Here is a 12,221-nt window from a genome sequence, read left to right on the forward strand (position 1 = left end):
GTTGCGGAGTGCTCATTTGCGTAGTCTCGCGGGCCAGTGGGGGTGAAACGAGACGAGGGGCGGATGCTGTGGCATCCGCCCCTCGTCTGGGGTGAGGTCAGCTGTGGTGTGAGGTCAGCTGGGGTGTGAGGTCAGCTGGGGTGCGTCATGCTCAGCACATCGAGTGCCGAGTCGAGCTGCTCCTCGGTGATCTCGCCGCGCTCGACGAAGCCGAGCTCGATCGTCGCCTCGCGAACGGTGATGCCCTTCGCGACCGAGTGCTTCGCGATCTTCGCGGCGTTCTCGTAGCCGATGATCTTGTTCAGCGGCGTCACGATCGACGGCGACGACTCGGCCATGGCGCGGGCGCGGTCGAGGTTCGCCTCGAGGCCCTTCACGGTCTTGTCAGCGAGCACGCGGCTCGAGTTCGCGAGCAGACGGATCGACTCGAGCAGCGCGGTGCCCATGACCGGGATCGCGACGTTGAGTTCGAACGAACCCGAGGCGCCCGCCCAGGCGATGGTCGCGTCGTTGCCGATGACTCGTGCGCACACCATGAGCACTGCCTCGGGGACGACCGGGTTCACTTTGCCGGGCATGATCGACGAGCCGGGCTGCAGGTCGGGGATGTGCAGCTCGGCGAGGCCGGTGTTCGGTCCCGAGCCCATCCAGCGGAGGTCGTTGTTGATCTTCGTGAGCGAGACCGCGATGGTGCGGAGCGCGCCGGATGCCTCGACCAGGCCGTCGCGAGCACCCTGCGCCTCGAAGTGGTCCTCGGCCTCGGTGATGGGCAGGCCCGAGTTCTCTGCCAGCACCGCGATCACCTTCTGCGGGAAGCCGAGCGGCGTGTTGATGCCGGTGCCGGTCGCCGTGCCACCGAGGGGCACCTCGGCCACGCGGGCGATGGTGCTCTGCACGCGCTCGATGCCCAGTCGCACCTGGCGCGCGTAGCCGCCGAACTCCTGGCCGAGGGTGACCGGAGTGGCGTCCATGAGGTGGGTGCGGCCGGCCTTGACCGCGTCTTTCCAGAGCTCGGCCTTCTCTTCGAAGGACTCTGCGAGGTGCTCGAGCGCGGGAACCAGGTCGCGCAGCAGTGCGTCGGTGACGGCCACGTGCACCGAGGTGGGGAACACGTCGTTCGACGACTGCGAGGCGTTCACGTGGTCGTTCGGGTGCACGGTCGCGCCGGCGATCTCGGTCGCGAGCGTCGACAGCACCTCGTTCATGTTCATGTTCGACGAGGTGCCCGAACCGGTCTGGTAGGTGTCGACCGGGAACTGGTCGTGGTGCGATCCGTTGATGATGGTGTCGGCTGCGGCGACGATCGCCTTCGACACCTCGGGCTTGATGATGCCGAGCTCGCCGTTCACGATCGCGGCGGCCCGCTTCACGCGTGCCAGCGCGACGATCTGGGCGGGCTCGAGCCCGCTGCCCGAGATCGGGAAGTTCTCGACGGCACGCTGGGTCTGTGCGCGATACAGCGCGGAGGCCGGAACCCGGACCTCGCCCATGGTGTCGTGCTCGATGCGGTACTCGGTCTGCGCCGAAGTGCTCACTGCTCTGCTTCCTTCTCCTGCTCAGGGGTTGACGCGTCGATCTCGCCGACGACGAAGTGGGGGACCGCGCGACCCTCGACCAGCCGGTAGTTCACGGCTGCCACGGCCAGCGTACCGGCGGCGACTGCATCGGCGATCAATGGCGATCGCTCGAGCAGTTCGCGCACCGTGTCCTTCAGGTGCTCCCTGCCGACCTCCTGCGCGTCGACGCGTGCGACCGGGAGCGCTGAGTTCTTCGCGACTCGACGTACGGCGGGAACGATCGGGTCGATGAGCTGCGCGATGTGCGGGGGCAGCGGTGCCGCATCCGCACCGGCCGAAGCGATCGCCGCAGCGACCGCGCCGCACTGGTCGTGGCCGAGCACGATGATGAGCGGCACCTTGAGGATCGCGACGGCGTACTCGATCGAGCCGAGCACTGAGTCGCCGAGCACCTGGCCGGCGTTCCTGATGACGAAGAGATCGCCGAGACCGAGGTCGAAGATGATCTCGGCCGCGAGGCGCGAGTCGCTGCAGCCGAAGAGCGCGGCGATGGGCTCCTGCTTGTTGCCGAGCTCGTCACGTCGTTCGGAGTCCTGGTGCGGATGCCGCGGCTTGCCGCTCACGAATCGGTCGTTGCCGCTGAGCAACTCGTTCCATGCTGCTGCCGGCGTCATCGTCGTCTGTGTCGCGGTCTTCGCGGCCATCAGGCTCCTTCGATGTTGGTGTGGGGTCGAACGCTGGTGCTCTGTTGCTTGGTGCTTTGTCGAGCTCTCGGTGCTGGTGCTGGTGCTAGTGCTGGTGCCTGGTGCTGAGTGTGCGGTGCTCCGTGTCAGTGCCGGCCCAGCGACGCGCTGCCGAACCGGCGGGCGTGTCAGCCGCTGAGTTGGCGGCCCGCTTGCTCAGCGATCGCCTTGAACTCGCCGTCTGAAGCCGTGCCGTTCAATACGAGCGGGCCCGAATCGGTCTCGGTCCACATGACGTACTCGAAGTTGCCGGTGTCGCGCTGGCCGCGACGGTCGATCACGGTCCACTCGAGGCCCGCGATCCTCTCGGTGCCGGTGGCGAGCGTCTTGCCGATCGTCGCCGCGAGCCACGTCTCGTCTTCGCCAATGGTCTGTTGCACAGCGATGTAGTCGTCATCGGCGGTGATGAGCCCCAGGTACCAGATGCGCGCGTCGCGGTTGCTGCCCTGCACGAGCTCGGCTCGGTTCGCGCTCCACCCCGGCGGTGTCTCGGGAACGACCAGGGCAGGGGGAGCATCGGGCAGTGCTTCGACCGCGGGCGAGGCCGCAGCCGCGACAGCCTGGTAGTCGACCGATGGGTGATGCGCGACATTCGGTCGCGCAACCACCAGCACGAGGACCAGCACGATGCCGAACGAGGCGAGTGTCGCCGCGATGAGGTTGCGCGGCGTCTGAGCTGCGCGGTGGAGGCGCGACCGCTCTGCCTTGCGCGCGGCAGTCTCCTCGGGGGTCTCCGGCCTGCCGAGCTCGGCGACGATGTTCGGCTGTTGCGGACGCTGCTTGGCGCTCACTGGTTCACTCGGCGGCGCGCGCCGCGTCGAGACGCTCCTTGGCGCCGATCAGCCATTCCTCGCAGCGGTTGGCGAGTGCCTCGCCGCGCTCCCAGAGCGACAGGGACTGCTCGAGCGTGGCGGAGCCCTGCTCGAGTTCGGTGACGACGCGCACGAGCTCGTCGCGCGCATCTTCGTAGCTCAGCTCTGCCACGTCACGGTCGTCGGTTGCCACGCGGTCAATCCTAACGATCGGCGCTGTCAACGGCATCGACGGTCGCGTGCAGCCTGCCGTCGCTCACGGTGACGCGCAGCGCAGTGCCGACCGGGGCCTCGGCGACATGGCGGAGCGCGCGGCCGTCCGGACCCTGCACAATGGCGTAGCCGCGCTCCAGAGTGCGTTTCGGACTGAGCGCTCTGAGATGGGAACGCAGATCGGCCAACTGCTGGGCAGCACGGTCGACGCGATAGTCGATGAGCTCGGTTCCTCGGGCCACCAGCCGGATGAGCTCCTCGGCTCGCGAGTCGACCAGCCAGGTGTGGGATGCGAGGGCCGGTCGTGACCGCAGCTGCCCGATGCGGTCGATCTCGTGGCCGACGAATGAGGTGACGCGCGAACGCATCCTGGCGCGCGCCTGCTGCATGCGCGAGAGCTCCTCGGCGACATCGGGCACGACGCGCTTCGCGGCATCGGTCGGAGTCGACGCGCGCAGATCGGCGACCTCGTCGAGCAGCGGCCGGTCGGCTTCGTGCCCGATCGCCGACACGATCGGCGTCGTCGCTTCCGCCGCTGCCCGCACCACCGTCTCATCGCTGAAGCCGAGCAGGTTCTGGAAGTCGCCTCCGCCGCGGGCCACGATGATGACGTCGACCTCCGGGTCTGCATCGAGTCTCCGGATCGCGGATGCCACCTCGCTCACGCAGCGGTCTCCCTGCACCGCCGCGTGCACGACGCGGAACTGCACGGAGGGCCAGCGGAGGTGGGCATTCCGCAGCACATCCTTCTCGGCATCCGAGTCCTTGCCGGTGATGAGCCCGATGAGGTTCGGCAGGAAGGGGAGCGGGCGCTTGCGGGCCGGGTCGAAGAGACCCTCCGACTGCAATTGCCGCTTCAAGCGTTCGATGCGCTCGAGCAGGTCGCCCAGCCCGACGTGTCGCAATTGCAGCACCTGCATCGTGAGCGAGCCGCCCTTGACCCACCAATTGGGCTTGACGAGTGCGATCACCCGGTCGCCCTGCTTGAAGTCTTCCGTGAGCTTCGCGCGGGTCGACGACCAGAGCGTGAACGAGACCGTCGCATCGGCCTCGAGGTCTTTGAGCTTGCCGTAGACGTTGCCGCCCGAGACGCCCCACTGCGTCAACTCGCCTTCGACCCACGCGGTGCCGAGCCTGTCGATCCAGCCCTTGATCTGGTTCGAGAGGAACCCGACGGACCATGGCTGCTCGAAGGTCGATGGCACTGGTGCGGACAACGGCTCTCCTCATGCGCTCAGGTGCCCATGCCTAGGATGGTGGGCGTGAGCCAGATCACCAACGGCAACGCCGTCAGCCTCGGAACACCGCGGATTCCCGCGGTGCGTAACAGGCTACGCGACGAGCCGGTCGGCGCCCCGAAGCGGGTGCTTCTCGCCGCCCCGCGCGGCTATTGTGCAGGAGTCGATCGAGCGGTCATCGCCGTCGAGAAGGCGCTGGAGCAATACGGTGCGCCGGTGTACGTGCGCAAGCAGATCGTGCACAACATCCACGTCGTGTCGACGCTCGAGCAGCAGGGCGCGATCTTCGTCGACGAGGTCGACGAGGTGCCCGAGGGCGCGAACGTGGTGTTCAGTGCGCACGGCGTCTCACCGATGGTCGTGCAGTCGGCATCCGATCGGGGATTGCATGCCATCGACGCGACGTGCCCCCTCGTGACGAAGGTGCACCGTGAGGCGGTGCGCTTCGCCAAGCAGGACTATGAGATTCTGCTGATCGGGCACGCCGGGCATGAAGAGGTCGAGGGCACGATGGGCCACGCGCCCGAGCGCACGACCCTCGTGAACAACCCTGACGAAGCCGACACCGTCGAGGTCAAGAACCCCGACCACCTGGTGTGGCTGTCGCAGACCACGCTCAGCGTCGACGAGACGATGGAGACGGTTCGCCGTCTGCGGAAGCGCTTCCCGAAGCTGCAGGACCCACCGAGCGATGACATCTGCTACGCGACCCAGAACCGCCAGGTGGCGATCAAGAAGGTCGCCCGCGATGCCGACTTGGTGATCGTGGTCGGCTCGGCCAATAGCTCGAACAGCGTGCGCCTGGTGGAAGTGGCGCTCGACCACGGCGCGAAGGCGGCGTATCGCATCGACTATGCGCACGAGATCCAGCAGGAGTGGCTCGACGGTGTCGCAACCGTGGGTGTCACGAGCGGCGCCTCGGTGCCTGAAGTGCTCGTGCAGGAAGTGCTTCGTGATCTCGCGGATGCCGGCTACGTCGACGTCGAGCCGGTCGTCACCGCTGAGGAAGACCTGATGTTCTCGCTGCCGAAGGAGCTTCGCAAGACGAAGAGCGGCGCGACCGATGAACGCGGTCTCGGCGGCCGCGTACGCGACAAGCAACTCTCGTGAGCGAGCAGCGGTCGGAAGGCAACGAGCCCGACGACGCGGCTCGGCGACCGGAGTTCGGCGCGTTCGCCACTCCTGACGAACAGGCTCGCCGACGGGGCACAGCCGACCAGCATGAGAAGGATGCTGGAGGGCACGCGCGTCCCACTCCGCCCGCGGGCTCGAAGTCAGCGTGGCGCGCGGCCACTCCCGCGAAGCAACCGGCGCCGCCGCTGTCGGGCATGGTGCCTCTCGCACCGAACGAGCGCAGCGAGCGCAACCGCCGAGCGGATCGCTTCGTCGCCTACGTGCTGCTCGCCCTCGGCTTCCTCAACGTAGTGAGTTCTGCGCCCGCCTACCTCGCGCTGCAATCGACGCTGAACATGGCGTACGAACAGCTCGGTGCCGGCCCGTTCGATAACCCGGAACTGGCTTCGGCCATGGGTGTCGCGATCGTCATCGTGCAAGCGGTCATCTGGGTGGCGACCTTCGCGCTCACCCTCACCCGCATCCGTGCCGGGCGTCTCGCCTGGTGGGTGCCTGTCGTCGGCGCATTCGTCGCGTTCATCGCGCTCGCCGTGATGCTGACAGTCGTCATGGCGACGGATGTGCCCTCGATGACGCCAGCACCCTCACCACCCGCCGGATGACGGTATCGGTCACCGGCCGATCGACCGCTCGGAGCGGAGCCAGGGGCCTGGGGCGCGTTCGCTCACGCCCCAGCGCCGGTGGAGGAGTCGTCCGTCAGATCTTCTGGCCGGCTGAACCGAGCTGGCGTGTGGCCTCGGCGACGCGTGCTGCCATGGCCTTCTCGGCGAGCTTGCCCCATGAGCGAGGGTCGTACACCTTCTTGTTGCCCACCTCGCCATCGACCTTGAGCACGCCGTCATAGTTGCGGAACATCGTGTCGGCGATCGAGCGCGTGAACGCGTACTGCGTGTCGGTGTCGATGTTCATCTTGATGACGCCGTTCGCGACCGCCTCGGCGACCTCGGCGTCGCTCGAACCCGAGCCGCCGTGGAACACGAGGTCGAGCGGCTTCGGGCCGGTGCCGTACTTCTCTGCGAGGCCGTCTTGGATCTCCTTGAGGAGCGAGGGACGGAGCTTCACGTTGCCCGGCTTGTAGACGCCGTGGACGTTGCCGAACGTCAGCGCGGCCATGTACCGGCCCTGCTCGCCGAAGCCGAGCGCCTCGACGGTCTCGATCGCGTCGTCGAGGGTGGTGTACAGGTGTTCGTTGATGGCATGGCTGACGCCGTCTTCCTCACCGCCGACGACACCGATCTCGACTTCGAGCACGGCGTTGATCGCGCGGGTGCGCTTCAGCATGTCCTTGGCGATGTCGAGGTTCTCCTTGAGCGGCACCGCGGATCCGTCCCACATGTGGGACTGGAAGATCGGGTTGCGACCGGCGCGCACCTCTTCTTCGGAAGCGGCGATGAGCGGCATGACGAAGCCGTCGAGCGCGTCCTTGGGGCAGTGGTCGGTGTGCAGCGCCACGGTGATCGGGTAGTTCTTCGCGACTTCGGTCACGAACGCGGCGAAGGCCAGCGCGCCTGACGCGCGCGCCTTCACGCTCTGGCCCGCGAAGTAGTCGGCGCCACCGGTCGTCACCTGGATGATGCCGTCGGATTCGGCCTCGGCGAGGCCCTGCAGCGCGGCGTTGATGGTCTGCGACGACGAGACGTTGACGGCCGGGAATGCGAATCCGGTGCGCTTCGCCTTGTCGAGCATCTCCGCGTACTGATCGGGCGTGGCGATAGGCATGGGTTCTCCTTCGGCGTCGAGGGGATGACGCCTTCGAGTCTATTGATGCGCAGCGACAACGCCACGCCGTGGTGCCGACCTTGCCGGAGACGCCCGGATGCCGCCTCGATGCCAGCCCGCCGCCCGCGACCGATCCGGTGGTTCGCTAGGCTGAACGGACGCTGCCTACCACCTGGCGAACGCCAGCCAGCGGCCCCGAGACCGACCCAGCAGGAGGACGCACAGGTGAGCGCTGCTTCATTGGAACAGCCCGATCGCAACTTGGCCCTGGAGCTCGTGAGGGCCACCGAGGCCGCGGCAATCCGCGCCTGGCCCTTCATCGGTCGGGGCGACAAGATCGCCGCCGATGGGGCCGCAGTCGACGCGATGCGCAAGTTCCTCGGGACTGTCGACTTCGACGGGCTCGTCGTCATCGGCGAGGGCGAGAAGGACGAGGCGCCGATGCTCTTCAACGGCGAGCACGTCGGCACCGGCCGCGGGCCCGCATGCGACATCGCGGTCGACCCGATCGACGGGACCTCCCTCACTGCCGCCGGTCGGCAGAACGCGATCTCGATGCTCGCGGTATCCGACCGCGGAACCATGCTCGACGCGTCCGCGGTGTTCTACATGGAGAAGATCGTGACCGGCGCCGAAGGACGAGGCGTGGTCGATATCCGCAAGCCCATCGGCGAGAACCTGCGGGCACTCGCGAAAGCGCAGGGCCGCGACGTGGCCGATCTGAATGTGGCGGTGCTCGACCGTCCGCGGCACGCGCAGTTGATCGACGAGATCCGCAGCGCGGGAGCGGCGACGCTGCTCATGCTCGATGGCGACGTGGCGGGCGGCATCAACGCGGCGCGGTATGGAACGCGCATTGACATGTGCGTCGGGGTGGGCGGCAGCCCCGAGGGCGTCGCGACCGCAGCGGCGATCAAGGCGCTGGGCGGCTTCATTCAGGGTCGGCTGGCTCCCACCGACGACGACGAGAAGCAGCGCGGCATCGATGCCGGCCTGAAGTTCGACCACGTGTACGAGGGTGAGGAACTCGTCCGTGGCGACAACACGTTCTTCGTGGCCACGGGCGTTACCGACGGCGAGCTCGTCGCCGGAGTGCGGCGCAAGGGCCCGGTCATCCACACCGAGAGCGTCGTGCTGCGCTCACGCTCGGGCACGATCCGCCGCATCGGTGCCGACCACCTCGTCTCCAAGTGGCTCGACGAGTGACTCGATTTCGCTGAGTTCATTGAGCTCGGTGAGTTCCGTGAGTTCCGTGAGCTCGCCGGCCGTGAGCCTTCTCGGGGATTCCTGGATCACCGACGCCTCCTCGATCAGCTTCGTCTGGTCGATGCCGGGGAACTGCCGGGCGGTCACGAGTACGCGGGTCTCCAGCGAGTTCGCGAACTTGTTGTAGCTGTCGACGGTGCGCTCGATCGCGCGCCGAAGCCCGTCTGCATGACCGGCGAGGGTGCCGAGTCGCTGGTACAGCGTGTTGCCGAGATCGAAGAGCTTCTTCGCCTCGTCGGTCACGGCCTGCTGCTGCCAGGTGAATGCCACGGTCTTGAGCACCGCCCAGAGGTTGACCGGTGATGCGAGTGCTACGCGTTTGCCGAACGCGTAGTCGAGCAGTGCCGGATCGGCCTCGAGCGCGGCTGAGAGCAGCGACTCGCTGGGGATGAAAGCGATGACGAACTCGGGGCTCGCCGAGAGGCCTTCCCAGTAGGTCTTCTTCGACAGTGCGTCGACGTGGGCGCGCAGCGCTTTCACATGGCGGTCGATGAGTTGCTTGCGGCGGGCGCCTTCCTCGCCAGAAGCGGTGACCGGAATCTGGCTCGCCTCGAGGTAGTGCTCGAGCGGCACCTTCGCGTCGATGGCGATCGCCTTGTGCCCGGGCAGCCGCACGACCATGTCGGGACGGCCGGCTCCGGCATCCGTGGTGATGCTGTGCTGCGTGTCGAAGTCGACGTACTGCGTGAGGCCCGCCGCCTCGACGACGCGCCGCAATTGCGTCTCGCCCCAGACCCCTCGCGTGCTGTTCGAGCGCAGCGCGCTCGCCAGGTATTCCGTCGTCGCGCGCAACTGCTCGTCGGCGAGCTGCGACTGCTTCAGCTGCTCTGACAGCGAGCCGTACTGTTCCGAGCGTTGAGTCTCGAGGTCGGCGACCTTTCGCTGCATGTGCTGCAGCGTGTCGCGCACCGGCGCGAGGGCTTGGAGCACCTTGCTCTCCGCGCGCTCGCGCTCGGCCTGTGCCGCTTGCTCGGCGCGGTGGCGCTCGATGAGCTCACGCTGCTGCTGCTGCAGTTCGGCGACCTGCCGGCTGAGCGCGTCAGCGGTCGCCTGCACGGAGGCGAGCTCGGTCTCGAGCGCTGAGCGGGAGCGTTGCTCCTCGGCGCGCACGGTGGTCAGCTCCACCTCGTGTCGAGCGCGAAGCACGTCGAGATTCTCGCCGCGCGCATCGTCGCCCGCGCGGCGGCGCAGCATGAGCACGGCGAGCAGGCCGCCGAGCACGACACCGATGACAAGGCCGAGGAGCAGTGCGAGAACGTCCATGCCAGCAGTGTCGCAGCGGCATCCGACATTCCTGGCCGACCCGCTGAGGAGCCTGCCTCGGCAAAGACGGAGCTCCAGGAATGCCGTTGCCGACCAGGGGGAAACTCCATCTGCCGCAGCCGCGGCGCGCGCGTATCGTGGGCGCCATGAGCATCCTTGAACGCGAGGACAGCCCTGGCCTCGTCACCACCACCCTTGACCACTGGGTCGCCGGCGCGCCCTTCAGCGGCGAATCGACGCGCACCGCCCGTGTGTACAACCCGGCGCTGGGCACGGTGGCCCGTAACGTGCGGCTCGCGAATGCCGACGACGTCGACGCCGCTGTGCAGGCGGCCCGAACGGCCTTCCCGCAGTGGGCCGGAACGTCGTGGGCCAAGCGCCAGCAGGTGATGTTCGCATTCCGCGAGCTGCTCAACCAGCGCAAGGAAGAGCTCGCCGCGATCCTCACCGCAGAGCACGGCAAGGTGCTCGCCGACGCGCTCGGTGAGGTCGCCCGCGGGCTGGAGGTGGTCGAGTTCGCCTGCGGCATGGCAACGCACGCGAAGGGCGAGTTCAGCGAGAACGTGTCGACAGGCGTCGACGTCTACTCCCTCCGTCAGCCGCTCGGGGTCGTGGGCATCATCAGCCCGTTCAACTTTCCGGCGATGGTGCCGCTGTGGTTCTTCCCGATCGCGATCGCCGCTGGCAACACGGTCGTGCTGAAGCCGAGCGAGAAGGACCCCTCAGCCGCGAACTGGATGGCGTCCCTCATGCGCGAGGCGGGCCTGCCGGACAGCGTGCTCAATGTGGTGCACGGCGACAAGGTCGCAGTCGACGCGCTGCTCCAGCATCCTGACGTCGCGAGCATCTCGTTCGTCGGCTCCACCCCGATCGCCAAGTACATCTACGAGACCGCGTCGGCGCACGGCAAGCGCGTGCAGGCCCTTGGTGGGGCGAAGAACCACATGCTGGTGCTGCCCGACGCTGATCTCGAGCTCACCGCCGATGCCGCCGTGAACGCGGGCTTCGGCTCGGCGGGGGAGCGCTGCATGGCCATCAGCGTCGTCGTGGCGGTGGAGCCGGTCGCCGACGAGCTGATCGAGAAGATCTCCGACCGGATGCGGTCGCTCACCGTCGGCGACGGCACGCGCGGTTGCGATATGGGCCCCCTCATCACCCGCGAGCATCGCGACAAGGTGGCGGCGTACCTCGAAGTCGCGGCTGAAGACGGGGCCGCCGTCGTGGTCGACGGCCGACGCGTCGAGGCCGATGGCGACGCTGACGGATTCTGGCTCGGGCCAACCCTCATCGACAACGTGCCGACCACATCGCGCGTGTACCAGGACGAGATCTTCGGACCGGTGCTCTCCGTGGTCCGTGTCGACTCATACGACGAAGGGCTCGAGCTGATCAACGCGAGCCGCTACGGCAATGGCACAGCGATCTTCACGAACGACGGTGGCGCTGCGAGACGCTTCCAGCGCGAGGTGCAAGTGGGCATGATCGGCATCAACGTCCCGATTCCAGTGCCAGTGGGCCACTTCTCATTCGGAGGGTGGAAGGACTCGCTGTTCGGCAGCGCCAAGGCGTACGGCCCCGAAGCGGTGAACTTCTTCACGCGGGAGAAAGCAGTCACCAGTCGATGGCTCGACCCATCGCACGGCGGCATCAACCTCGGCTTCCCGCAGAACGGCTGAGCCGGCCGCTGTCCGCGCTCGCCGCGCCTTCGTCAGGCGGCGGCCGCCACCATGAGTTGCGAGAGTCGGAGACCCGCCAGTTCGGCAAGGGTCTCCATCGATCCGGCCCCGTGCCGTGCCGCAGCGTGGACGACGATCGATGCGCACGCGAGCGCGTCTTCGAGCGCATCGTGATGGCTGAAGTCTTCGAACCCGGCAGCCATGGCAACCACCGGCAACCGGTACGAGTCGAGGTGATAGGTCTTTCGCGCGAGTTGCAGCGAGCACGCATAACGGAGCAGCGGCACCTCGGCACCGACTGCCGAGCACGCGGCGCCGAGCACCTTCATGTCGAAGCCCGCGTTGTGTGCGACGACGGTGTCGTCGCCGATGAAATCGAGGAGCAGCGGCAACTGGTCGAGCCAGCCTGCGGCTGACGACACATCGGCAGCAGTGATTCCGTGGATGCGGGTGTTCCACTCGGAGAAGACGTCGTACCCCAGGGGCGGCTTGATCAACCAGCCGGCCCGTTCCACGATCTCTCCGTCGCGCACCCGCACCAGTCCCACCGAGCACGCCGAGGCCGAGTGATTGTTCGCGGTTTCGAAGTCGATGGCGGTGAAGTCGAGTGGCACGACCTGATCGTTTCACGCCCCTGCGA

At 67.5% G+C, this 12,221-nt stretch carries 12 protein-coding genes; 4 read left to right on the forward strand and 8 right to left on the reverse strand.

The features are described from left to right. Positions 1-131 precede the first annotated feature (131 nt). The 5 genes from ABV606_RS09570 to xseA all read right to left on the reverse strand — a co-directional run bounded on the left by ABV606_RS09570 (position 132) and on the right by xseA (position 4,502). Positions 132-1,535, reverse strand: a complete 1,404-nt coding sequence (locus ABV606_RS09570) for a class II fumarate hydratase (protein ID WP_281489289.1) — start codon at positions 1,533-1,535, stop codon at positions 132-134. Next, positions 1,532-2,221: a carbonic anhydrase gene (locus ABV606_RS09575; protein WP_281489288.1), complete on the reverse strand. Its 690-nt coding sequence runs from the start codon at positions 2,219-2,221 to the stop codon at positions 1,532-1,534. Before ABV606_RS09575 ends, ABV606_RS09570 begins: the two co-directional genes overlap by 4 nt. A gap of 167 nt (positions 2,222-2,388) precedes the next feature. Then, entirely contained in the window at positions 2,389-3,051 is a 663-nt protein-coding gene (locus ABV606_RS09580) for a DUF4245 family protein (protein ID WP_281489287.1), read from the reverse strand. Between the two features lie 4 nt (positions 3,052-3,055). Next, complete coding sequence (locus ABV606_RS09585) at positions 3,056-3,301, reverse strand: exodeoxyribonuclease VII small subunit (protein WP_281489286.1); 246 nt, start codon at positions 3,299-3,301, stop codon at positions 3,056-3,058. After that, positions 3,276-4,502 (reverse strand): exodeoxyribonuclease VII large subunit, encoded by a 1,227-nt coding sequence (gene xseA, locus ABV606_RS09590; protein WP_353987518.1) that lies wholly within the window; start codon positions 4,500-4,502, stop codon positions 3,276-3,278. The genes ABV606_RS09585 and xseA overlap by 26 nt, the downstream gene beginning before the upstream one ends. 36 nt (positions 4,503-4,538) lie before the next feature. Here xseA and ABV606_RS09595 point away from each other — a divergent pair, with 36 nt between their 5' ends. Continuing rightward, positions 4,539-5,633, forward strand: a complete 1,095-nt coding sequence (locus ABV606_RS09595) for a 4-hydroxy-3-methylbut-2-enyl diphosphate reductase (RefSeq protein ID WP_281489384.1) — start codon at positions 4,539-4,541, stop codon at positions 5,631-5,633. Beyond that, a complete protein-coding gene (locus ABV606_RS09600) occupies positions 5,630-6,259 on the forward strand; it encodes a DUF6264 family protein (RefSeq protein ID WP_353987519.1) in 630 nt (209 codons plus the stop codon). Before ABV606_RS09595 ends, ABV606_RS09600 begins: the two co-directional genes overlap by 4 nt. Positions 6,260-6,353: 94 nt before the next feature. Here the strand turns inward: ABV606_RS09600 and fbaA are convergent, their stop codons facing one another. Further along, positions 6,354-7,376, reverse strand: a complete 1,023-nt coding sequence (gene fbaA, locus ABV606_RS09605; RefSeq protein WP_281489283.1) for a class II fructose-bisphosphate aldolase — start codon at positions 7,374-7,376, stop codon at positions 6,354-6,356. Positions 7,377-7,601: 225 nt separating this feature from the next. On the opposite strand from fbaA, the gene glpX reads away from it, so the two are divergent. Continuing rightward, positions 7,602-8,582 (forward strand): class II fructose-bisphosphatase, encoded by a 981-nt coding sequence (gene glpX / locus ABV606_RS09610; protein ID WP_281489282.1) that lies wholly within the window; start codon positions 7,602-7,604, stop codon positions 8,580-8,582. Here the strand turns inward: glpX and rmuC are convergent. Next, complete coding sequence (gene rmuC, locus ABV606_RS09615) at positions 8,517-9,905, reverse strand: DNA recombination protein RmuC (protein WP_353987520.1); 1,389 nt, start codon at positions 9,903-9,905, stop codon at positions 8,517-8,519. The genes glpX and rmuC overlap by 66 nt on opposite strands. 146 nt (positions 9,906-10,051) lie before the next feature. On the opposite strand from rmuC, the gene ABV606_RS09620 reads away from it, so the two are divergent. Then, positions 10,052-11,581, forward strand: coding sequence for a CoA-acylating methylmalonate-semialdehyde dehydrogenase (locus tag ABV606_RS09620; protein WP_353987521.1), 1,530 nt, complete (start codon positions 10,052-10,054; stop codon positions 11,579-11,581). 32 nt (positions 11,582-11,613) lie between these two features. On the opposite strand, the gene ABV606_RS09625 is transcribed toward ABV606_RS09620, so the two are convergent. Next, the gene (locus ABV606_RS09625; protein ID WP_353987522.1) at positions 11,614-12,195 is read right to left on the reverse strand and encodes a 3'-5' exonuclease; all 582 of its coding nucleotides are present in this window, start codon (positions 12,193-12,195) and stop codon (positions 11,614-11,616) included. Positions 12,196-12,221 lie beyond the last annotated feature (26 nt).

This window comes from Ruicaihuangia caeni (assembly GCF_040536845.1).
In the GTDB taxonomy this organism is placed as follows: Bacteria; Actinomycetota; Actinomycetes; order Actinomycetales; family Microbacteriaceae; genus Ruicaihuangia; species Ruicaihuangia caeni.